This window comes from Paenibacillus sp. GYB003 (assembly GCF_036577625.1).
GTDB lineage: Bacteria > Bacillota > Bacilli > Paenibacillales > NBRC-103111 > Paenibacillus_AB.
Genome location: NZ_JARBDC010000005.1, coordinates 90,859 through 112,476 on the forward strand (window position 1 = coordinate 90,859; position 21,618 = coordinate 112,476).

A 21,618-nucleotide genomic window follows, 5' to 3' on the forward strand; every position below is an offset into this window, starting at 1 on the left:
GTTCGGCTTCGGCTTCGGCTTTCGCCGGGCTCCTAACTCCTCGGCCGGAGAGTGACCATTGGATTACAACTGGACAGAACTGCTGCTGTATATGCTGCTTGTGCTCGTGCTCGTTTTTATGAACGGATTTTTCGTGGCGGCGGAGTTCGCTCTCGTGAAGGTGCGCCATTCGCGGCTGATCCAGCTCGCGAACGAGGGGAGCGGCAAAGCCAAATACGCGCTGAAGGTGACCGGCAAGCTCGACGCCTACTTGTCCGCCACGCAGCTCGGCATTACGCTCGCTTCGCTCGGCCTCGGCTGGGTCGGCGAGCCGGCGATATCGCGTCTTATCGTCGAGCCGATCCTCGCGAAGCTCGGCTTCGCCGAAGCGGTATGGAGCCATACGGTGTCGTTCGTCGTCGCCTTCTGCGTCATCACGTTTCTGCACATCGTGCTGGGCGAGCTCGCCCCGAAATCGCTGGCGATCCAGAAGTCGGAAGGGACGTCGATGTGGCTGTCGGCGCCGCTCATGATGTTTTACAAGCTGTTCATGCCGGCGATCTGGCTGCTGAACGGGGCGGCCAACCGGCTGCTGCGGCTGATCGGCATCGAGCCCGCCTCGGAGCAAGAGGCGCATACGGAAGAGGAAATCCGCATCCTGATGAATCAGAGCGCGAAGAGCGGCATTATCGACAAAGACGAGATGGCGCTGTTCGACAACGTATTCGAGTTCGCCGACCGGCTCGCCCGCGAGGTGATGGTGCCGCGTACGGACATGGACTGCCTGTACACGAACGTATCGTTCGAGGAAAACCTGAAAACGGTATTCGCCTCCAAGCATACGCGCTACCCGGTAGCGAAGGGGGACAAAGACCGCATCGTCGGCTTCGTGCACATTTCGGACCTGCTTACGTGCGAACCGGACAAACAGCCGGATCTGAAAACGTTCATCCGCCCGATCTTGACCGTTCCCGAGTCGATGGAAGTGAGCCACGTGCTGCGGCTGATGAAAAAGAAACGGTCGCAAATCGCCGTCGTCATCGACGAATACGGCGGCACGGCCGGGCTTGTGACGGTCGACGACATCGTGGAGGAAATCGTCGGCGAAATGATGGACGAATTCGACGAAGGGCGGCCGAGCGTCGAAGTGACCGGCGGAATTACGTCCGTCGACGGCCGGATGCTGCTCGAGGATATTAACGACATGCTGCATATCGAAATCGAGGACGACGAGGTCGATTCGATCGGCGGCTGGCTGTTCAAGCAGCTGGAGCTCGAAGACGTTCCGCTGCTCGGCGCCAAGGTGGAATACGGGGGATATGCGTTCGAGGTCGCCGAGGCGGACCGGCTGCGCGTCGTGCGGGTGAACATAACGCCGAGCAGGACCGGGGCGCCCGCGGAGGACGATTCGACCGCGGAATAAAGGGGAGCGGGGGAAACTATGTCCATGAAAACGATCGTCACGATCGTGATCGGCATCGTGTTGTTGTACGGCTTGTTTACGATCGGGATGCCGTTTTTATTGGCGCTCCTGATTGCGATGCTGCTCGAGCCGCTCGTCGTCGCCTTGACGAGGTGGCTTCGCCTGAACCGGATCGCTTCGTCCACGATCGTCTGCACGCTGTTCGCGATCGTGCTGTTCGCCGTCGCGTACATGAGCGGGGCCGGGCTGATCGGGGAATTGATCGATTTCGGCAAAAAAGCGCCGGCATATTTGGAGGAGTTCAACCGGTATTTCAAGGACGCGACCGAGCGGACCGAGCTGTTCTACAGCTCGCTGCCGGCCGACGTCGCCGCGCAGCTTCAGTACGGCCTGGAGCACGGCGTGCAAACGCTGACCAATTCGCTCAGCAGCATTATCGGCGGCGTCACCGGCTATTTCCTGAACGCGGCCAAGGCGGTTCCGACGCTGTTCGTCGCCTTCGTCGTGTTCATGGTCGCGCTGTACTTGACCAGCTTCAGCCTGCCTCTGCTGAAGACGCGGTTTCTCGGCCTGTTCGAAGACAAGTCGCGGGACAAAATATCGAACGTGCTCGGCAATTTGCGCAACTCGATGGTCGGTTTTTTGCGGGCGCAAATCATCCTGAGCGCGCTGACGTACCTCGTGTCGCTCGTCGGTCTGCTCATCCTGCGGGTCGACAATCCGTTCGGGCTCGCGCTGCTCATCATTATCGTCGACGTGCTGCCGATTCTCGGCACCGGCTCGGTCATCGTGCCGTGGGCCGCGTACGTGTTCATCAAGGGCGAAGTGTCGCTCGCGATCGGGCTGCTCGCCTTGTTCATCGTCATAACGATATTCCGGCGCATCGTCGAGCCGAAAATACTCGGCGATTCGATCGGCATCGGCGCGCTGCCGACGCTCGTCGGATTGTACGTCGGCTTTAAGCTGATGGGCGTCGTCGGCTTGTTTCTCGGGCCGATTTTGATGATTTTGTACAAAGAAATGCGCAAGGTCGGCCTGCTCCAGTTCAAAATCAAGCTGGAGTAGCGTTCCTTGCGCAGCGCGGGACCATAAAGGCGATCGATCGGATCTTACCGGACCGGGGAAGCGGGCTTCAAGCTTCTCCGGTCTGTTTTTTGCGGTATTCGGCCGGCGATTCCCCGAACGTTTTTTTGAACACCTTGCTGAAATATTTCTCGTCCTCGTAGCCGGTCATGTGGGCGATCTGCACGATTTTGAGCGCCGGGTTGAGCAGCAGCGTCTTCGCCCGCTCCATCCGGTGCCGCAGCAAAAAATCGCTGATCGTCTCGCCGAACTCCTGCTTGAACCGGCGGGAGACGTATTCGCGGCTCAAATAAAAGTGCGCGGCGACTTCCTGGACGCTGATGTCCCGGTCGAGCCGGCTTTGCAAGTAGCGGGCGATCTCGTAGATCAGGTGGCTTTCCTGCTGCGTCACCTTGACGGCGAGCTCGGCGAGCCGGACCAGGCTGGCGGTCATCTCGTCGCGGAGCCGGTCCAGCGACAGCTCCCCTTGTCCGTTCAGCGGCAGCGGCAGCGTCCCGCCTTCCGGCGGAAGCTGCACGTCCGCTTCGTCCACCGGAAAAAATTCCTTGATCCAGCGCGATTGGAGCACTTGAAATTCATGTCTCCACAAGTCGAGATGGTCCATCGTGACGACGTCTTTTTTCCGCACCTCGGCGATCCAGTCGTCGACCGCCTCGGCGATCTTTTCTTTGCTGGCGCTGCGGATCGCCAGCCTCACCCGCTCCTCGTAATCGCTGAAATGCAGATCGGCCGGAGGGGAATGCTTCTGCGGGTCGAAGACGTGCACCCAGGCGGAGCGTTTCCGCAAGTTGCGCTGCCGCAGCGCCGTTTCCGCCTCCGCATGCGACTGCTTCGCCCCGTGCGGGAAAGGTCGCGCGCTGCCGATCCCGAATTCGACGCGCGTCCCGAACGTCCGGTACAAGCCGTCGTTGATCGCTTCGAGAACCTGTTCCGCGCGCTCCGGCCGGCCCCAATGAAGCAGCGCGATTTGCTGGCTGCCGCTCCAGAAGCGGAAGGCGAAGCCGTCGTCCGGCGCGTTCAGCAGCTCGTTGCAAATGTTGGTCAGACTGAACAGCAGCAGATCGGTATGCGCCGCGAACTTGTCGCGCAGCTTGCCGTGCATCGTATCGGTGGCGAGCAGGCTCGCCCGGCACGGCGCGCCTTCGGTCAGCCGGGGAAACTCCTGGGCGAACGACGCTTTCTCGGCGAAATACGTCGCCGGGTCGGCGATCAGGTTGGTGAGCAGCTTGTCGTAATAGACCGGACGGAGCGAATTGATGCGGATCGACCGCATCTGCGATTCGAGCCGTTCGCGTTCTTCCTCGCTCCAGCTGCGAAGCGCCTTGTTCGTCACGTCCAGCAGCTGCTCAGCGTCGATCGGCTTGAGCAAATAGTCCATTCCGCCGTATTGGACCGTCCCGCGCACGAACTCGAAGTCGTCGTGTCCGCTGATGACGATCGTTTTGCACGCCGGCGCGTTTTCCTTGATCCAGCGCAGCACGGAAATGCCGTCCATGTTCGGCATCATCATGTCGGTGTAGACGATTTGCGGCCGCTCGGCTTCGATCAGCTCGATCGCGGAAGCGCCGTCCGCCGCCTCCAAAATCGTTTCGATGCCGAGGGCGCTCCAATCGAGCAGCAGCTTGATCGCCTCCCGCACATGCTTCTCGTCATCCACGATCAATATTTTCATAGCCCGCCTCTTTTCTTCCTTCCGCCGGTATCGTAATCGTGACGCGGAACCCGTGCGGCTCCGCTTCCTCGACCTCCATGTCCGCTTCGCCGCCGTAAACCAGCTTCAGCCGCGACAGCACGTTCGCCAGGCCGATGCCGCCGCCGTCCGCGTCTTCCGTCTCCGGCTCGAACCCGTTGCCGGCGAGCCGCAGCGCCTGGCGAACGTGCTCCAGCCGGCCGGGCCCCGGACCTCTGCCATTGTCCTCGACGGCGATGACGATCGCGCCGTCGTCCCGGACGCGGCTGCGAATCGCGATCTCGCCGGCTTCCCCGGACGCGGGATCCATGCCGTGCTTGAAGTAGTTTTCGATAAGCGGCTGCAGCGTCATTTTCGGTACTTCGACGTCCATCGTCCTCTCGTCCATGTCGATCGTCAGCGTCAGCTTGTCGCCGAACCGGTTGCGCTGAAGCTCCGCGTAGGAGCGGATATGGTCGATTTCTTTCGACAGAGGCACCGACGTTTCCGCCGTGTTCATGCTGTAGCGCATCATTTTGCCGAGCGACGAAATGAGCTTGTAGACGTTCGGCGCGTTCATCTGCAGCGCCAGCGTTCCGATCGACTGCAGCGCGTTGTACAGGAAATGCGGATGAATTTGCGCCTGCAGCGCCTTCAGCTGGTTCGTCCGGTTCGCCAGCTCGAGCCGGTATTCCTTCAAAATCAAGTTGTTGATATGCTGCATCATCGAGCGGAACCGCGCCGCCAGCACCCCGAATTCGTCGCCCCGCGCCATGTCGATGTCGACGTTCATGTTGCCTTTCTCGATCGCCCCGATATAGCCGATCAGCCGTTTGATCGGCGCCGTGAACAGGAAGGCGACGCCGATCGTCACGCCGATCGACAGCAGCGAGAAGGCGGCGAGCACGAACGTATTGATGCGCGCCACGTCGCGGGCTTGCTTGTAGAGCGCTTCGTCCGGAATGCGCTTGACGATCGTCCAGCGCAAATAGTTCGTCTCGAGCGTATCGTACACCTGCACGCCGCGGAAGCCGCCGCTCTCGCCTCTGCCGACTACGCTGCCCCGGGGCTCCTCGCGGGCGAGCAGGTCGGCCGCCCAGCTTTGCTCCAGCCGCCGTCCCCATTCGCCCGGATCCGGCCCGTATACGACGTAGCCTTCCTTGTCGATGATGTACAGCTGCTCGCTGCTTTTGTCGTACAGCGACTCGGCCATCGTTTGCAGCCCCCGCATGTCGACGTCGACGGACAAAATGCCGAGCTCCGTGGCAAGCGGAACCCGCCGGATGATCCGGTGCATCGTCATGACCGTGGCCGGTTCGATGTACGCCGTCGGCGCGAAGCCGTAGCCGTGGCTGGCGTGCGGAGGCTGTACGGCCACGTCCGCGCCGAACGTTTCCGGGCGAAACGGCTGCGGCTGCGCCGATTCCGGAATGCGCTTGAACAGCGCGTTGATGAGCAAGTACGGCTGCTTCGCCAAATCGAGGTACAAGTACACCTGATAAATGTCCGGCATCACGTTCGACATATGCATCAGGGCGCGGTACGTCTCCTTGTCGCTCATATAGTCGGTCGCTCCGGTCTCGATCACTTCGTTCAGCTTCGCGTCGTTGTACACCGACAAGGTGGCCTGATGAATCGTATCCATGTAATGCCGGATGTTCTCCCGGCCCTGCACGAGCAGCGCGGCCGTCACGTCGATCCGCTCCCTGGCGATCGAGGCTCTCGTGTACCCGTACGTAATCACGATCGACGTCGCCAGCGGCACGATGACGGCGGCCAGCAGGAAAGCGATTAATTTGTTGCGGATGCTCAACTCGCTTTCGCCCGGCGGAAGCCGCCGCAATCGTCGCCCTCGCCCGCCTCGCCGCTTCGGCGCGGCTGCCGGGCGAGGCGTTCGTCCTTTCGTTTTTCCCGGCCCCGGCCCCGGACGTCATCAAGTTCCACCTAATACGTCACGAGGTTCCGTGTTAGCTTCCCTGCAGCCGGTTTACAATAATAGCAACATCGCTATAAAGGGAGGTCGGGTGCAATGAGAAGAGGCAAAACGATTGCCGACTGGTCGCTCGGGGCCGTATTCGTCGGACCGGCCGCGCTCGTGTTCGCGCTGATCGTCCTCGTTCCGTTCGTCATGAGCATTTACTATTCGTTCACGGAATGGAACGGGGTCAGCTCCGACATCAAATGGATCGGCCTCGCCAATTATACAACCATCTTAACCGAAGACAAGGCATTTCTCCACTCCTTCGCCTTTACCGCGCGCTTTACGCTGGCGAGCGTGCTGCTGACGAACGCGCTCGGCTTTTTGCTGGCGCTGCTGCTGACGCAGGCGCTTAAGACGCGCAACGTGCTTCGGACGATTTTCTTCATGCCGAACGTCATCGGCGGCTTGCTGCTCGGCTTCATCTGGCAGTTTATTTTCGTCAAAGGGTTCGGCACGATCGGCGAACTGACGGGCATCGGCTTTTTCAGCCTGCCGTGGCTCGGGGACGAGGCGACCGCGTTTTGGGGGCTCGTCATCGTCAGCGTATGGCAGGGAGCCGGCTATCTGATGATCATCTATATCGCATCGCTGGCGAACGTGCCGAAAGATATCGTCGAGGCGGCGCGCATCGACGGAGCGAACCGGCTGCAGCTGCTCGGACGCATCACGTTTCCGCTCATCATGCCGGCGGTGACGGTCTGCTTGTTCCTGTCGATTTCGTGGGCGTTCAAAATGTTCGACCTGAACATGTCGCTGACGAAGGGCGGCCCGTTCGGCTCGACCGAATCGATCGCGCTCAACATTTACCAGGACGCGTTCCGCAACAACATGCTCGGCCTCGGCTCGGCCAAATCGGTCGTCTTCTTCATCGCCGTCGCGCTCGTGACGATCGTGCAGGTGACCATTACGAAGAAAAGGGAGGTGGAGGCGTGATGGAATCCCGCCCGACGTATTCGGCCCGCACGCTTTCGCTGGAGCTGCTCGCCGTGCTGCTGGCGCTGCTGTTTCTCGCGCCGTTCTACTTCGTCGTCGTCAACTCGGTGAAAAGCTTCGGCGACCTGCTCGTCAACGCGGCCAGCTTGCCGAAATCGCTTCATCTCGAAAATTATTCCCGCGTTTGGGAAATTACGAAGTTTTCTAAAGTATTCGCCAATTCGCTCGTCATTACGATCGCGAGCAACGTCGGACTCGTCTTGATCAGCGCGACGGCCGCCTACCGGATCGTCCGTTTCCCGAGCCGGTTCAACAAGCTGCTGTTTTTCGCCTTCGTCTCGGCGATGGTCATTCCGTTTCAATCGGTCATGATTCCGCTCGTCCGCGTCGCCGACAAGCTGCACCTGATGGACAGCATTCCCGGACTCGTCGTTTGTTATTTCGGCTTCGGGGTATCGCTTAACCTGTTTTTGTACCACGGCTTCGTCAAGTCGATTCCGCGAGAAATCGAAGAATCGGCGGTCGTGGACGGCTGTTCGCCGTTCGGCGTCTTTTGGCGGATCGTGTTCCCGCTGCTGAAGCCGATGACGGTGACGATCGTGCTGCTGAACAGCTTGTGGATTTGGAACGACTTTTTGCTGCCTCTGCTTATTTTGTCCAGTCCCGAGCTTCGTACGATTCCGCTGGCGACTTATTCGTTTTTCGGGCAATATACGAAGCAGTGGGATTTGGCGCTGGCCGGTCTCGTGCTCAGCGTCACGCCGATCGTGCTGTTTTTCCTCGCCATGCAGCGGCATATTATCGAAGGGATCACGGCCGGGTCGGTGAAAGGGTAAGGAGCCGGACAAACCCCGGAGGTTCACAAAATTCCACCTGTTTGTTCATCGGCGTATGTGTCGGACGGAGAAGGATGCGTTTACAATAACGACATGCACAAAATAAATACAGAAAAGGGAGGAACTTTCAATGACGAAACGTTTCGCTTATCTCGGACTCGCCAGCGCGCTGCTGATCGCGATCGTAGCGGCCGGCTGCGGCAAAAAAGAGGAGACTCCCGCGGCGAACGGCGGCAGCGCCGGAGGCGGCGGAGGCAAAAACGTCACGATCAAAATGTTCCAGTTCAAAGTCGAAATCGCCGAGCAGCTGGCGAAGCTCGCGAAAGAATACGAGAAGGAAAATCCCGGCGTGAAAATCCAGATCGACACGGTCGGCGGGGGAGCCGACTACGGCGCGGCGCTGAAAGCGAAATTCAGCTCCGGCGACAAGCCGGACATTTTCAACAACGGCGGCTTTACCGATCTCGATCTGTGGCTCGAGCATCTGGAGGATTTGTCCGACCAGCCTTGGGTGAAAGATCTCGTCGACGCGGCCAAAGAGCCGATGACGAAAAACGGCAAGCTGTACGGCCAGCCGCTGAACCTGGAAGGCTACGGCTTCATTTACAACAAGGAGCTGTTCGCGCAGGCCGGCATTACCGAGCTGCCGAAAACGCTCACCCAGCTTGAGGAAGCGGCCAAGAAGCTGCAGGCGAAAGGCATTACGCCGTTCGTCAACGGCTACGGCGAATGGTGGGTGCTCGGCAACCACTTCGTCAACCTGCCGTTCGCGTATCAATCGAATCCGAACGCGTTCATCGACGGTTTGAACAAAGGCACGTCGAAATTCGCCGGCAACGAAACGTTCAACAACTGGGTGAAGCTGTTCGACCTGCAGCTGAAGTACGGCAACGCCAACCCGCTGCAAACCGACTATAACACGCAGGTGACGACGTTCGCGACCGGCAAGGCGGCGATGACGCAGCAGGGCAACTGGACGCAGGTGCAAATTTCGAAAACGAATCCGAACCTGAAAATCGGCTTCCTGCCGATGCCGATCGGCGACGATGCGGCGGCGAACGACAAGCTGCCGGTCGGCGTGCCGAACAACTGGGTCATCAACAAAAACTCCGCGGTCAAAGACGAAGCGAAAAAGTTTTTGAACTGGATGGTTACGTCCGAAGTCGGCAAAACCTATATGACGAAGGAATTCAAGTTCATCCCGGCGTTCAAAACGATTACGGCCGACGAAGCGACGCTCGGACCGCTCGCCGCCGACATTATGAAATACGTTAAAGACAACAAAACGCTCAGCTGGAACTGGTTCAAATTCCCGGGCGGCGAGGCGTCGAGCAAAAAGTTCGCCGACGCGATGCAGGCGTACGTCGCCAAAAAGATGACGAAGGAGCAAATGTTCGACGATTTCCAAAAAACGTGGGACAGCTTGAAAAAGTAATAGGGAACGCGAAAAACCGCCTCTTGAAAAAAGGGGCGGTTCTTTTTGCGTATTAAACAATGATCCCGCGGCATTCGGATGGCCGGAAATGTTCGAGGGGACGCGTGCAGGTTTGTAAACGGAGACGACGCTAAAGCATGGGGCGAGCAGCGCCTTTCGTTTCTGCGTCCGGCTTTGGAATCGAATACCGAACGAACGGGAAAACCTCCTGTTCATTCGCTCTCCTATAGGCGTCGTGGCGAAATACCGGGAGAAGCTCCCGATAAAATGGCGCCGAATCGGCGAAAAGCGCGGTTTGGACGAGTTTAGCGGGGCGTTTTCCCGTTATTTTGCCCGGAAACGGGAAACGACCGAAAATAGCGGGAGCATTTCCAGTTCGGGTACCGCTTCGGCACACCAAAAGGTTCGTTTGCGCAGAAAAGACGTTCCGTCCCGACCTTCATCGTTTAAGCGCCAAAGCCGGAGCGGGTTTCTGCTGCCGGGGCGGCACCCGGCGATATCGGCTCGTAGACTTGCGCTGTCGTCATCGGGAGTTGGAGCGGTTTTCCCGCTGCCTGCGGCGGGACACGGCGAGAACGGCCTGGATGAACTGCGCTGTCGTCGTCGGAGTTGGAGCGGGGGGGAGCATGGGGCGTCGGCGGAATTGGCCCCAAGAAGTCTAACGGACATGGCGGCCGCTAATGAGCCTCATTTCGGCTTATTTTTTTTGTAACGGACGCAGGCGCAGCTATTTGGCGAAAAACCCCCTGTTGGACGGCGGTTCGGAGCAAATATGTGCAATGGTGTCCGTTACGATTGGAAAACGGCCGATTTTCGCGAAATAAGCGCCGTGGCGTCCGTTACGTTTCGGAAGCCGACTGTTTAGGCTCTCAGGCTTGCTTTTTGGCCGGCGTTCGTCGGCGCGGCGTTTGCCGGTCCCGGCTTCGGCTGCGATCGGCCCCGATAAATTCAAATTCGAAGTCCTCGGGCAGGCATCTGCCATCTTGCCGTTTTTCGCTCCCCTCCGCCCTGCCCAATAAAGTTCGACCGCGCCGGAACAAAAGCGGAAATATGAATAGGCTGTTGTCATACGCTAGAGGAAGAGACGGTTAACCCTGTTAACCAATCGGCCAAGGAGGAGGTTATGGCTTGATGAACCCGCAACTGCGCGTGTACCACCCTTTCGTCGGTCCGTTCGATCCGTGCCCGCCCGTGTTCGAGAAAACGTTCATTGTTCCGCCGAACGTGACGATGCCGTTTCAGGTCCCGAATTTGCCGCAGTTTTCGCCGAGCGAAGCGCTGAAGCTCGGAACGCTGTGGCCGGCTTATTACAGTCCTTACGAAAGCAGGAGATGTTAAGCGATGGACAAAAAACTCGATGCGCGTTATTACGAGCTGCTGCAAAGGCTGCAGGAAACCGATTTTGTGCTCGTCGAGCTGACGCTGTACCTCGACACGCATCCGGACGATTTGCAGGCGATCCAGCAGTTTAACCAGATGGCTCTCGTCCGGCGAAAAATCGCCTGCGAGTACGAGAACGAATACGGTCCGCTGCTGCAGTTCGGCCACAGCTTCAGCCGGTACCCGTGGGATTGGAAAGACGTTCCGTGGCCGTGGCAGGTGTAAGCGGCTGTCCGGCCGCCCTTCGGACGCCGGCGCGTCCGGTACACATAAGCGCAACAAGCGAGCAGCCTAACGGGCCGACGGCGAAAGCCGAAGGCCGGAAGCGGGAGGTACGGCAAACATGTGGATTTATGAAAAAAAACTGCAATATCCGGTACGGGTGAGCAAATGCGACCCGCGGATGGCCAAATTTTTGATGGAGCAGTACGGGGGCGCGGACGGCGAGCTGGCCGCGGCGCTTCGGTATTTGAACCAGCGGTATACGATCCCGGATCGAGTGATCGGTTTGCTTACGGATATCGGGACGGAGGAATTCGCCCATCTCGAGATGATCGCCACGATGGTTTACAAGCTGACGAAGGACGCGTCGCCGGCGCAGCTCGAGGAGGCCGGCTTGGGCGCCCATTTCGCCAACCACGACCATGCGCTGTTCTACAACAACGCCGCCGGCGTGCCGTGGACGGCTACGTACATTCAGGCGAAGGGCGATCCCATCGCCGATCTATACGAGGACATCGCCGCGGAGGAGAAGGCGCGGGCGACGTATCAATGGCTGATCGACATGACCGACGACGTCGACCTGCAGGACGGCTTGAAGTTTTTGCGCGAGCGGGAAATCATTCATTCGCTCCGGTTCCGCGAAGCGGTCGAAATTTTGAAGGAAGCGCGCGACGAACAGAAGGTGTTTTGATGCAGCAGGAACGACGAAAACGGCGTCCGCAATCGGCGGCGCCGTTTTTGCCGTCTCCGTCTTTTGAATCGAAGGCGGCCGTTCCCGCCCATCATTTATAATGTCCTCCGATCATGCCGGCCCGGCGCTGCGCCTGGCCGGATGGAGTGGCGGACGAGGCGCGCATGATCGAGGCGTTGCCGAACCGGCTCTTGATCTCGTCGGTCGCCCGCTCGAGCGCCATTTTTTTCTCGCGGTCCGGAAATACGGTCATCTGGTACGTATCGTCCGGCGTCAAGTCGCTTAAGGTGACGCCAACCTTGCGGACGGGCAGGCCGTTCCAATGCTTGCTGAAAATTTGGCAGGCGACCTCGAATACTTCCTCGGTCAAATTCGTATTGTGCTGCAGCTTCATCTGCCGGTAGAAGCCGGTCGGCCGGTCGAAATCGGCGCCCTGGCAGCCGGCCGATACGACTTGCCCCATCAGCCCTTTGGAACGGCAGCGCTGGCAGACGAGCTCCGACAGCTCCAGCAGCACGACCTTCAGGGCGTCCATCGTCCGGTAATCGAACGGCAATGTCATCATATGTCCGATCCCTTTTTGCTGCGCGTCGAACGTAAGCGGCGAGACCGGCGATTGCTCGTGGCCGTTGGCGATCCGCCATAGGATCTCGGCGTTGATGTCGCTGTTTTTGCCGAAGCTGCGGCCGAGCCGGGCTTTCAGCGTCTCGAGCGGCGTGCGCGCCAGATCGCCGATCGTTTGGATGCCCATCAGATTCAGCCGCGCGTTCATGCGCGAGCCGATCATAAACATGTTTCCGACGGGCAGCCGCCATAGCGTGTCGGCCAGCTCCTCCTTCCGCAGCTCGAATATGCCGGAATCGGTCTTCTTCGCGTAATTGTCGCAGGCCATTTTCGCGAGCACCTTGTTTTCGGAAATCCCGATGCGGGTGCGAATCCTCGTTTCATTCCAAACCTGCTCCTGGATCATTTTCGCGATCTGCCGCGGCTCGCCGAACAGCCGCCCCGAGCCGGTCACGTCAATGAACTGCTCGTCGATGGAATACGGCTCGACCAGGTCGGAAAACCGTTTGTATATTTCGGTAATTTGCAGCGAAACGTCGATGTACAGCTGCATGCGGGGCTTGACGATTTCGAGCTGCGGGCATTTGGCGAGCGACTCGCGGATCGATTCCGCCGTCTTCACGCCGAACGACTTCGCGATCGGGCAAGCTGCGAGAATGATGCCGCTGCGCCGTTCCGGGTCCCCGGCTACGACGACCGGCTTCCGTTCCAGCTCGGGCCGCTGCGCCTTCTCGACGCTCGCATAAAAGCTTTGGCAGTCCGCGAGGAAAACGACACGGCGGTCCCGGGGCCGAATCACAAGCAGCCCGCCTTGATGAGCTCCGTTTCGTATACGCCCAAATAATGATTCATCATGATTTCAACGTCGGCTCGAAGCGTCCCCCAAAGCAGCGTCATTTTGTTCATATAGCCCCGGCACAAATATTCGTAAGTCACGTCGCTGGAAGTTCGTTCTCCGTCGTAAACCTTGATGCCTCGCTTGCGCAGCTCTTTTCGCACGTCGGACAAGTCTTTCATGATTTTCCCGATGACAAGATCGAGCATGGCTACATAGGGCGTAAAGGTTTTGAATACCTGCTCTTTTTCGATTTTATTTTTATCGCGCTCGAAGACATTGAGAACATACGGAAGCACAATGTAGTTAGTGATTAAACGCACTTCTTGCTCTGTAGGCATTTGGGCGATTTTTGCCAATGACCTCGCCGTCCCTTCACTGTTTAATGTGCAATGTTCTCGGATTCGACGGCCCCCGGCCGATCGGACGTTGTCCCGCAAGCGAATGAAACGTTCGCGGATATTCTCGCGCAGCGACGCGGTTTGCCGTTGCTTCGATTCCTGCTTGTTGTCCCGAATTCCCTTTTGGATTCAAGCCGAGCACCTCCGTGATGTATGGGAACATTTGTTCTTATTATACGCGAGCATGCCGTTTTTATTCAATACGAAAAGAGCAGGAAGATCATCCCTGAATCCAGGAGAGCTTTCATAAAACGGGAATTTCTCATTCTAATCCTTAATCAAAGTGCTATGATTTTTACAATAAGGGAGTGTGTATGGCATATTTCAAACAAATACGCTCGCAAAGGAGATCGTTATGCCGGCCTTTCAGCTTGAAGAAGCGACGATTGAAAATATGCAGGACGCGATGGCCTCGGGCGAGGCGACGTCGCGCGGTCTGACGGCGATCTACTTGGAGAGGATCGCGCAATTGGACAAGTCCGGCCCGGCTTTGAACTCGGTGCTGGAGCTGAACCCGGATGCCGTTTTTATCGCGGAACGGCTCGATGCGGAGCGGCGGCAAGGCAAGCTTCGCGGGCCGTTGCACGGCGTTCCGGTTCTGCTGAAGGATAACATCGACACCGCGGACGGCATGCATACAAGCGCCGGCGCCTTGGCGCTGGCCGATTCGTTTGCGCCGGAGGACGCCTTTTTAGTCAAAAAGCTGAGAGCCGCCGGCGCCGTTCTCCTCGGCAAGACCAATATGACGGAGCTGGCCAACTTTATGACGGCCGGCATGCCTAACGGCTACAGCTCGCGGGGCGGGCAAGTGCTCAACCCGTACGGACCGGGCAGGCTGCAGCCCGGCGGTTCCAGCTCCGGCTCGGGCGCCGCCGTGTCGGCCAACCTTTGCGCCGTCTCGGTAGGGACGGAAACATCCGGCTCGATACTGAACCCCGCCAGCCGCAACGGCGTCGTAGGCATCAAACCGACGCTCGGGTTGATCAGCCGCAGCGGCATTATCCCGATCACCTGCACGCAGGATACGGCCGGGCCGATGGCCCGCACCGTACGGGATGCCGCCATCCTGCTGGGCGCGATGGCCGGGGAAGATCCCGCGGACGAGGCTACCCGCAGCTGCGGCGGGCGGGAGTGCGGCGACTACACGAGGTTTCTCGACAAGGACGGGCTGCGCGGAGCCAGAATCGGCATCAACAGAGGGTACGAGGCCGACTTCACGGAAGGCGAAAAACGGCTCGTATCGGAAGCGATCGAGACGATGCGGGAAGCCGGCGCCGTCATCGTCGAGCAGACGAACCTGCCGCACGTCGGCTCGGGCTCGAGCGTGCTGCTGTTCGAGTTCAAATCGGCTCTGAACCGGTATTTGGCCCGTCTGGCGCCGCATGATCCGATTCGGTCGTTAAAGGACATCACCGACTTCAACAACCGGCATCATGAACAAACGTTGAAATACGGGCAAACGCTGCTCCTCCGGGCGCAATACGAAACGTCCGGCACCATGACGGAGCCGGCGTATATCAACGACAGACTGCGGGACTGGCGCCGTTCGCGGGAGGAAGGAATCGACCGGCTGCTTCGCGAGCATCGGCTGGATGCGCTGCTGTGTCCGGGCGTGACGGATGCGGCGGCGGTTTCCGGCTATCCTTCGATTATCGTACCGGCCGGCTGCCGGGAAGACGGAATGCCGTTCGGAGTCGCTTTTACCGGTACGGCCTACAGCGAACCTGCGCTGCTGCGACTCGCCTATGCCTTTGAACAAGCGAGCAAAAGGAGGACACCTCCGACCTGGGGGTGACTCCGAACGATTCAACGGATCGCCATAGCGTCGATGGAAATTGCTTTGTATATGCAAAAAACCATGAAGCATGATACAATAGTAAAGGAAGCTTAACAATAAAGGTGGATTACGTATCGAATGGGAACGCAAGCGGACACCGACAAAATTACCCAATGCGTGAAGGAAATGAACGAGGCGGAGTACGTGATTAATACGCTGCTCCTGCATGAGTTTCGGAACGTCCTGGACGACGAGATTACGACGAAGCAGGCATTGCTGCTGAATATCGTGCAAAAGCGGCAGGCGGCGACCGTTCGCGAAATCGCCGAACAGATGCAAGTATCGTCAAGCGCCATCAGCCAAATTGTCGGCAAGCTGGAGAAATCGGGCTATGTCAGAAGGGACATCAACGTGAACAATCGCCGGGAAATACTCGTTCGCTTGGGTCCGCAGGGCGAGACGTTTTTCGCCAAGCAGGAGGACGTGCAAAAAGCGATTATCGAACGGTTTTATGCCAAGATGGAGTTCGCGGAGCTGCAGCAGATGAGGGATTTGATGCTCAAGCTGAAAGCCGTTGTGGAAGCCGAGCTCGGCGGCGGCTAAATTTTTTTTTTGCGGGATAGGTTAGCCGTCTTAACTTTTAATAAACCTAAAGAATGGAGAGACGCGGATGACGACGAAACGGGAGCATTTTGAAACGATGTTGAACGCCTTGCACGAGAAAGGACAATTTAACGGCGTCCTGTTAGCCGCCGAAAACGGAGAAATTATTGCGGAGCTCGCCTTCGGCAAGGCCGAGCTGCCCGGCGGGCGCAAGCTGACGGTCCGTTCCGTATTCGAGCTCGCTTCCGTATCGAAGCCGTTCACGGCGACGGCCATTCTCGTTTTGGCCCGGCAGGGGAAGCTTGCTTACGACGACGGCATCGAGCGATGGCTGCCGGATTTTCCGTATCCGGGCATTACGATCCGCCATTTGCTTACTCATACGTCGGGCTTGCCGGATTACATGGAATTGTTTATAAACCGTTGGGACAAGCGGCGGATTGCCTGCAACGAGGACGTTGTTCGGCTGTTGACGTCGTATAAGCCCGATCCTCACTTTCCCCCGAACGAGCAGTGGCAGTACAGCAATACGGGGTATGTGCTGCTGGCGGTTATCGTGGAGCGGGCCAGCGGCAAGCCCTTCGCCGAGTTTATGCGCGATTGCGTGTTCGACCCTCTGGGAATGACGGAAACCCGGGTGTACAACCGGCGTTACCGTCCCGAGAAACTGGCGGATTATGCGTTCGGTTATGTATACGACGCGCGATCCGGCGAATTCGTCCTTCCGGACGAACTGGCGGAAACGAGCTATGTGGAATATTTGGACGGCATCCAGGGAGACGGCACCGTCAACTCGAACGTGCGGGACTTGTACCGGTTCGACCGGGCTTTGTACGGAGACAGCCTCGTAAGCCGGCGGATGCTCGAGGAAGCGTTCGCGCCGGTCCGTTTAAATAACGGAGAAACGTTCGATTACGGATTCGGCTGGCTGGTGGAGCAGCGCGCCGGGAAGGGGAAAACAGTCTGCCATCATGGCGGCTGGCCGGGCTACTCGACCTCCTTCATCCGGTATATCGATTGCGATAAAACGCTTATTTGCTTAAGCAATATGGAGCAGGGCTACGATTTTGACCAGGCCGTCGTTGCCGCGGCGGAACGGATTTTGTTCGACGAGCCGTTCGACATCCCGGAGCGCGCTCCGAGGAAGCGGGCTGTCGAGGTCGATCCCGGCGTTTACGCCCGGCATGCGGGCCGTTATCGGTTCGCGGACGGGCCTGGCGTAACAATCGCGGTTGAAGCGGACCGGCTTTATTTGCAAGTCGACGGGCAGGCGAGGCTGGAGCTGCTCGCTTCTTCGGAGAATGCGTACTTTCTCCGTTCGCTGCCTGTCGAGATTACGTTCGTCGCGAAGCCGTCCGGCTCTTCCGGGGCTTTGATTTTAAACCAGGACGGCGCCGAAGAGCGGGCGATAAGGGAATAGAAAAAGCCCTCGCTTCCCGCCTCCCTCGAACATAAACAAGTAGAGAACGACGACGCCCTTTGCGGGGCGTAACGGAGCGAAAGCGCATTCGGGGGAGGGCTGCCGTTTGAAAGTATCCGTAGTGATGGCCGTATACAACGGCGAACGGTATGTGAAGCAGTCGATCGACAGCGTTTTGGCGCAATCGTATCGGGATTTCGAGCTGATCGTCGTCAACGACGGGTCGACGGACCGGACGATGGATATCGTCGGCCGCATGTCGGACCCGAGGCTGAAGGTCGTCTCGCTGCCGCGAAACGGCGGAGCGGCTTCGGCGTTAAATACGGCCGTCCGTCATTCGTCCGGCGACTGGATCGCGATTCACGATGCGGACGACGTCAGCTTGCCCGAACGGCTGGCGGTGCAGGCGGAGTATGCCCGGACCCGCCCGCAGCTGTCGGCCGTTGGCGCGCAAATCGCTTGCTTCGGCGAAGCGGGCGTCTCTCCGCAGCGGCTCCGGGAAACGGAAAAGGCGTTGAATCTGAGCGGACCGACGCTTTTTCGCGACAGATACTCGATCTGCCCGTTGTGCCATGGCACGGCGCTCATTTCCAAGGCGAAGTTTTGGCAGGCCGGCGGATACGACACCGGCTATACAATCACGTACGATTACGATTTATGGCTGAAGCTGTTCCGGCTCGGTCCGATCGAGAAAATCGACCGGGTGCTGTACCGGTATCGCCTTCGCCCGGACTCCCTGTCTCATAACGGGATCCATACGTACGTCGAAAGGCTGCGGTGCTGCGTCCGCAGACTGTGCGAATTCGACTTGCCCCGCCGCGCCGGCGTTCCCGACGTTGTCGTGCTGGGCGAAGAGAAGCATTGCCGGACGATGCGCGCCGCCGTCGCGCCTTATTGCCCGATCCGGGTTCGCTTGTACTGCCATTCGCGGATCGGAGCGATGAAGGAGAAGCTCGTCTCGATGGCGACGTCGGGGGAAATATCCGGCATCCTGCAGCTCGGCCACGGGATGCGGAAAGAACTGACGCTGTATTTCGAGCAGCGGGGGCTCGTCCGAAACAGACAGTTTTTCAATTTATGACAAAAAAAGGGAGGGGTGCGGTCGGAATAATAAGCTTTTCGGAACGTCGAACGGTCAGAAGTCCATTCCATCGGTCCCGGCTCGGCATACTATACGGGGGAAACGCCAAACTCAGCCGCGGTTCGATAGAAAGGGAGGGCGTCCAGTGCAACCGTTACGTTCCGGTTCGAGCGGACCGGCCATCGACATCGTCATTCCTACCGTCCGAAAAGATTTGGACGTATTGCCCTACGTCGTATACGGCGCGAAAAAAAATATCGGGCATCCGATCCAAAATGTGTATATCGTCGCCCCGCACGATCACGCGATCCGGTCGTACTGCCGCAAACACGGCTGCACGTTCGTGGACGAAACGACGATACTGCCGATTACCAAGCGGGAAATCGACTACTCCGTCAACGGGATCGACCGGTCGGGCTGGCTGCTTCAGCAGCTGATCAAGCTGAGCGGCGACGTGCTGTGCGAGCGGGAGCATTATCTCGTGATCGATTCGGACACCGTTTTTATTCGGCCGAACCGTTTCGTGCGCAATGGCAAAACGGTGTTCCATACGTGCGACGAATATCATCTGCCTTATTTTCAGGCGTACGAGAAACTGACCGGCCTGAAGCCGGTATCGGCGAAATCGTTTTGCACCCACTATATGCTTTTCGAGAAATCCAAGGTCGCCGCCCTGAAAAAACATATCGAGGACCGGTGGCGGACCGACTGGCACCAAGCGATTCTCCAGTGCGTCGACCGAACCGATACGTCGGGGTTCGCGGATTACGAGACGTACGGAAATTTCGTCCTGTCGGCTTATCCCGGCCAGACGGAGCTGGCTTATTGGCACAACCGCAGCGTGCGGAGACCGCTTTTGAAGCAGACGTGGCGGAACGTGGAAACGCTTGCCAAAACGTACAACACGCTATCGTTCCACAGCTGGAATGATCGGTGGTGAAGCCCGAAGTCACCATGACGTCGCTCGGGAAAAACGGCCGGTTCGGAAACCAGCTGTTCCAGTACGCCTTTCTGAAAATGTACGCAAGACGGTTCGGGCTGCGCACCCGAACGCCGGTCTGGATCGGACAATCGTTGTTCGGCTTGCCCGACAAGCCTGCGCGAAGCTCGTATCCGGTCGTCTACGAAAACCGGATCCGACGCAAAGAAACGCTGCTGACGTCCGCTTCGCCCCGGTACGTCAACGTCGACTTCTGGGGGTACTTCCAGCTTCATACCCGCTGCTACGCCCCGTATCGGGAGTTTTTCCGGTATTTGTTTACGCCGGTTCCCGCGATCGGGGAGCGGATGGCCGAAGGGAGCGGACGACTGCGGTCGATGGGCAATACGGTAGTCGGGCTTCATATACGAAGAGGGGACTATTTGGTTCGGCAGCGCCACGAGGTTTACGGCAAACTGCATTTTCCCGCGCCGACGGCGTGGTACAAGGAATGGCTGGGCGCGATATGGGGCTCGCTGGATAAGCCGGTATTGTTCGTGGCCAGCGACGACCTTGACGCCGTCGTTCCCGACTTTCGCGAATACGCTCCCGTGACGTCGAGGCAGCTGATTCCGGCTTTGCCCGAAGCCGACTTTTATCCGGATTTTTATTTATTGTCCCAATGCGACCTGCTCGCCATTTCGAACAGCACGTTTTCGTTCTCGGCCAGCATGCTGAATCGAAACGGCGGCGTGTTCGTCCGTCCGGATTTGCAGGCGGGCCGGCTCGTGCCGTACGATCCCTGGAACAGCCCGGTCAACCCTTGGCTGCACTTGATCGGCTTTTGAACCGCAAGCGCTTCACAGCACGAACAGTTGCTCGGCGTTGCGCAAGCCGAGATGGAGGAAGCCTTGTTTGATTTCCGATTTCATCGGGCAGTCCAGCACGATGATGCCGTCGACCGCTCCGCTCCGCTGCAGCGAGGCGGCTTCGGCCAGCCGGGCCGTCATGTCGTACGCCACATATTGCGAAACTCCGATGCCGCTCGCGGGAACGATCCGGTTTTTGAAGTCGCCGCAGCTTTTCGGCGGGCCGAACACGACAAAGCTGGGCTTCGGCTTGCTTGCAAACTGTCTGCGGATGGCGGCGACCGAGCTGCGCAGCTTTTCCTGCAGCATCGTCCCCCAGTTCGAATGGGAAAGCGAGGCGTCGTGCACCCGGTATTGGTACAGGACGGCTTGGATTTTGTCGATTTCGCCGATCTCGAACAGGCGCATCCACAGGTCGTAATCGTAGGTCACTTTATAGGACGGATCGTAGCCGCCCGCCTGGAGGAAGGCCGCTTTGGAAAACAGGACGGAGCCGTGACACAGCGGGCATTTTTCATAGCGAATGTCGCGAAGCTCGCTGCGGACCGAGGAAGAGTTATAGAAGCCGTCCACATTGCGAAGGTGATGGCTCGACAACGGTTTGCGGCCGGAAATGCTTTGGACGAACGCTCCGACGGCAACGAGACCGGGATTCGCTTTCACGTAATCGCTTTGCGTCCGCAATCGGTGCGGCAAACTGACGTCGTCGGCGTCGTGAACGGCGATCCAATCGCCCTTCGCATGTCGGACGGCCAGGTTGAGCGCGAAGGCGGCGCCTTGATTTTTGGGCAAATGCTTGACCCGCACCCGAGGGTCTTTGATTTTGTCGAGGATGGCTTTGGTTCCGTCGCTCGATCCGTCGTTGACGATGATATATTCCATATCGCGGTACGTTTGCGCGAGTATGCTCTTCACGGACTGTTCCAAGTAGACGTCGCCGTTATATACGGCCGTGATTGCGGTAATTTTCATTGGGTCGGACACGTCCCCGTTTAGTCGTTTCTCCCTGATCGCAATAACCAGTTTATGAAAGACGGGCGAAAGCGTGCTTATTCTCGCGGGAGCGGGAGGGCATTTTCGTCCGATTCCTCCGATTCGTGCTATTATCCATTATGTACCTCGGATTAAACCCGAACGAAGGAGAGAGCGCGATGACGAACGAACCGATATTGGAAGTGGCGATGCTGCAAGTGAAGGACGGCATGACCGGGCCGTTCGAGCAAAGCTTCAAGCGGGCGTCCCGGATCATAGCGGGAATGCGGGGCTATATCGGCCACGAGCTGCAAAAATGCATGGAGGACGATCACCGGTACGTTCTGCTCGTGAAGTGGGAAACGCTGGAGGACCATACGGTCGGCTTCCGGGGATCGCCGGAGTACGCCGAATGGAAAAGCATGCTGCACCATTTCTACGATCCGTTTCCGACCGTGGAGCATTTCAAGCGCGTGCCGCTGGACTAGCGGAAAAGCAGAAGAGGCCGGGAGACTCGGGGAAGTCTCTCGGCCTCCTGCCATTTT

General features: G+C 58.5%; 20 protein-coding genes. 15 read left to right on the forward strand and 5 right to left on the reverse strand.

Annotated features, from left to right (window positions below; translation table 11 throughout):
• Window positions 1-91 precede the first annotated feature (91 nt).
• Both PV407_RS03900 and ytvI read left to right on the forward strand, forming a co-directional pair.
• Entirely contained in the window at window positions 92-1,402 is a 1,311-nt protein-coding gene (locus PV407_RS03900) for a hemolysin family protein (protein ID WP_332088699.1), read from the forward strand.
• Between the two features lie 18 nt (window positions 1,403-1,420).
• Window positions 1,421-2,467, forward strand: coding sequence for a sporulation integral membrane protein YtvI (ytvI, locus tag PV407_RS03905; protein WP_332088561.1), 1,047 nt, complete (start codon window positions 1,421-1,423; stop codon window positions 2,465-2,467).
• 67 nt (window positions 2,468-2,534) lie between these two features.
• Here the strand turns inward: ytvI and PV407_RS03910 are convergent, their stop codons facing one another.
• Together PV407_RS03910 and PV407_RS03915 are read right to left on the reverse strand one after the other, a co-directional pair.
• Window positions 2,535-4,157: a response regulator gene (locus PV407_RS03910; protein ID WP_332088562.1), complete on the reverse strand. Its 1,623-nt coding sequence runs from the start codon at window positions 4,155-4,157 to the stop codon at window positions 2,535-2,537.
• Window positions 4,135-5,967 (reverse strand): sensor histidine kinase, encoded by a 1,833-nt coding sequence (locus tag PV407_RS03915; RefSeq protein ID WP_332088563.1) that lies wholly within the window; start codon window positions 5,965-5,967, stop codon window positions 4,135-4,137. Before PV407_RS03915 ends, PV407_RS03910 begins: the two co-directional genes overlap by 23 nt.
• 216 nt (window positions 5,968-6,183) lie before the next feature.
• Here PV407_RS03915 and PV407_RS03920 point away from each other — a divergent pair, with 216 nt between their 5' ends.
• The 6 genes from PV407_RS03920 to PV407_RS03945 all read left to right on the forward strand — a co-directional run bounded on the left by PV407_RS03920 (window position 6,184) and on the right by PV407_RS03945 (window position 11,632).
• A complete protein-coding gene (locus PV407_RS03920) occupies window positions 6,184-7,068 on the forward strand; it encodes a carbohydrate ABC transporter permease (protein ID WP_332088564.1) in 885 nt (294 codons plus the stop codon).
• A complete protein-coding gene (locus PV407_RS03925) occupies window positions 7,068-7,904 on the forward strand; it encodes a carbohydrate ABC transporter permease (RefSeq protein WP_332088700.1) in 837 nt (278 codons plus the stop codon). The genes PV407_RS03920 and PV407_RS03925 overlap by 1 nt, the downstream gene beginning before the upstream one ends.
• 130 nt (window positions 7,905-8,034) lie before the next feature.
• Entirely contained in the window at window positions 8,035-9,339 is a 1,305-nt protein-coding gene (locus PV407_RS03930) for an ABC transporter substrate-binding protein (protein ID WP_332088565.1), read from the forward strand.
• Between the two features lie 1,131 nt (window positions 9,340-10,470).
• Window positions 10,471-10,677 carry a spore coat associated protein CotJA gene (locus tag PV407_RS03935; protein WP_332088701.1) on the forward strand — a complete coding sequence of 69 codons (207 nt, stop codon included), beginning with the start codon at window positions 10,471-10,473 and terminating at the stop codon, window positions 10,675-10,677.
• A 3-nt stretch (window positions 10,678-10,680) separates the two neighbouring features.
• On the forward strand, window positions 10,681-10,944 hold the full coding sequence (locus PV407_RS03940) for a spore coat protein CotJB (protein WP_332088566.1): 264 nt from the start codon (window positions 10,681-10,683) through the stop codon (window positions 10,942-10,944).
• 118 nt (window positions 10,945-11,062) lie between these two features.
• Window positions 11,063-11,632, forward strand: a complete 570-nt coding sequence (locus PV407_RS03945; protein WP_332088567.1) for a manganese catalase family protein — start codon at window positions 11,063-11,065, stop codon at window positions 11,630-11,632.
• A 91-nt stretch (window positions 11,633-11,723) separates the two neighbouring features.
• Here PV407_RS03945 and PV407_RS03950 read toward each other — a convergent pair whose 3' ends face one another.
• Entirely contained in the window at window positions 11,724-12,992 is a 1,269-nt protein-coding gene (locus PV407_RS03950; RefSeq protein WP_442951620.1) for a DNA polymerase IV, read from the reverse strand.
• Entirely contained in the window at window positions 12,992-13,390 is a 399-nt protein-coding gene (locus PV407_RS03955) for a hypothetical protein (protein ID WP_332088569.1), read from the reverse strand. Before PV407_RS03955 ends, PV407_RS03950 begins: the two co-directional genes overlap by 1 nt.
• A 397-nt stretch (window positions 13,391-13,787) precedes the next feature.
• On the opposite strand from PV407_RS03955, the gene PV407_RS03960 reads away from it, so the two are divergent.
• The 6 genes from PV407_RS03960 to PV407_RS03985 all read left to right on the forward strand — a co-directional run bounded on the left by PV407_RS03960 (window position 13,788) and on the right by PV407_RS03985 (window position 20,080).
• Complete coding sequence (locus tag PV407_RS03960) at window positions 13,788-15,227, forward strand: amidase (RefSeq protein WP_332088570.1); 1,440 nt, start codon at window positions 13,788-13,790, stop codon at window positions 15,225-15,227.
• A 120-nt stretch (window positions 15,228-15,347) separates the two neighbouring features.
• Window positions 15,348-15,812 (forward strand): MarR family winged helix-turn-helix transcriptional regulator, encoded by a 465-nt coding sequence (locus tag PV407_RS03965; RefSeq protein ID WP_332088571.1) that lies wholly within the window; start codon window positions 15,348-15,350, stop codon window positions 15,810-15,812.
• Window positions 15,813-15,879: 67 nt separating this feature from the next.
• On the forward strand, window positions 15,880-17,232 hold the full coding sequence (locus tag PV407_RS03970; RefSeq protein ID WP_332088572.1) for a serine hydrolase: 1,353 nt from the start codon (window positions 15,880-15,882) through the stop codon (window positions 17,230-17,232).
• 106 nt (window positions 17,233-17,338) lie between these two features.
• A complete protein-coding gene (locus PV407_RS03975) occupies window positions 17,339-18,313 on the forward strand; it encodes a glycosyltransferase family 2 protein (RefSeq protein WP_332088573.1) in 975 nt (324 codons plus the stop codon).
• A gap of 145 nt (window positions 18,314-18,458) precedes the next feature.
• Complete coding sequence (locus PV407_RS03980; protein ID WP_332088574.1) at window positions 18,459-19,253, forward strand: DUF6492 family protein; 795 nt, start codon at window positions 18,459-18,461, stop codon at window positions 19,251-19,253.
• Window positions 19,247-20,080 carry an alpha-1,2-fucosyltransferase gene (locus PV407_RS03985; RefSeq protein ID WP_332088575.1) on the forward strand — a complete coding sequence of 278 codons (834 nt, stop codon included), beginning with the start codon at window positions 19,247-19,249 and terminating at the stop codon, window positions 20,078-20,080. Before PV407_RS03980 ends, PV407_RS03985 begins: the two co-directional genes overlap by 7 nt.
• 12 nt (window positions 20,081-20,092) lie before the next feature.
• Here the strand turns inward: PV407_RS03985 and PV407_RS03990 are convergent, their stop codons facing one another.
• Window positions 20,093-21,073: a glycosyltransferase family 2 protein gene (locus PV407_RS03990; protein WP_332088576.1), complete on the reverse strand. Its 981-nt coding sequence runs from the start codon at window positions 21,071-21,073 to the stop codon at window positions 20,093-20,095.
• Window positions 21,074-21,252: 179 nt separating this feature from the next.
• Between PV407_RS03990 and PV407_RS03995 the strand changes: the two genes are divergently transcribed.
• The gene (locus PV407_RS03995) at window positions 21,253-21,561 is read left to right on the forward strand and encodes an antibiotic biosynthesis monooxygenase family protein (RefSeq protein ID WP_332088577.1); all 309 of its coding nucleotides are present in this window, start codon (window positions 21,253-21,255) and stop codon (window positions 21,559-21,561) included.
• Window positions 21,562-21,618: the final 57 nt, after the last annotated feature.

Excerpts from the sequence above, each read along its gene's own strand:
- PV407_RS03900 (WP_332088699.1), top strand. The coding sequence starts at position 92 with ATGCTGCTTGTGCTCGTGCTCGTTTTTATGAACGGATTTTTCGTGGCG.
- ytvI (WP_332088561.1), top strand. The coding sequence starts at position 1,421 with ATGTCCATGAAAACGATCGTCACGATCGTGATCGGCATCGTGTTGTTG.
- PV407_RS03910 (WP_332088562.1), bottom strand. The coding sequence starts at position 4,157 with ATGAAAATATTGATCGTGGATGACGAGAAGCATGTGCGGGAGGCGATC.
- PV407_RS03920 (WP_332088564.1), top strand. The coding sequence starts at position 6,184 with ATGAGAAGAGGCAAAACGATTGCCGACTGGTCGCTCGGGGCCGTATTC.
- PV407_RS03925 (WP_332088700.1), top strand. The coding sequence starts at position 7,068 with ATGGAATCCCGCCCGACGTATTCGGCCCGCACGCTTTCGCTGGAGCTG.
- PV407_RS03930 (WP_332088565.1), top strand. The coding sequence starts at position 8,035 with ATGACGAAACGTTTCGCTTATCTCGGACTCGCCAGCGCGCTGCTGATC.
- PV407_RS03935 (WP_332088701.1), top strand. The coding sequence starts at position 10,471 with ATGAACCCGCAACTGCGCGTGTACCACCCTTTCGTCGGTCCGTTCGAT.
- PV407_RS03940 (WP_332088566.1), top strand. The coding sequence starts at position 10,681 with ATGGACAAAAAACTCGATGCGCGTTATTACGAGCTGCTGCAAAGGCTG.
- PV407_RS03945 (WP_332088567.1), top strand. The coding sequence starts at position 11,063 with ATGTGGATTTATGAAAAAAAACTGCAATATCCGGTACGGGTGAGCAAA.
- PV407_RS03960 (WP_332088570.1), top strand. The coding sequence starts at position 13,788 with ATGCCGGCCTTTCAGCTTGAAGAAGCGACGATTGAAAATATGCAGGAC.
- PV407_RS03965 (WP_332088571.1), top strand. The coding sequence starts at position 15,348 with ATGGGAACGCAAGCGGACACCGACAAAATTACCCAATGCGTGAAGGAA.
- PV407_RS03970 (WP_332088572.1), top strand. The coding sequence starts at position 15,880 with ATGACGACGAAACGGGAGCATTTTGAAACGATGTTGAACGCCTTGCAC.
- PV407_RS03990 (WP_332088576.1), bottom strand. The coding sequence starts at position 21,073 with ATGAAAATTACCGCAATCACGGCCGTATATAACGGCGACGTCTACTTG.
- PV407_RS03995 (WP_332088577.1), top strand. The coding sequence starts at position 21,253 with ATGACGAACGAACCGATATTGGAAGTGGCGATGCTGCAAGTGAAGGAC.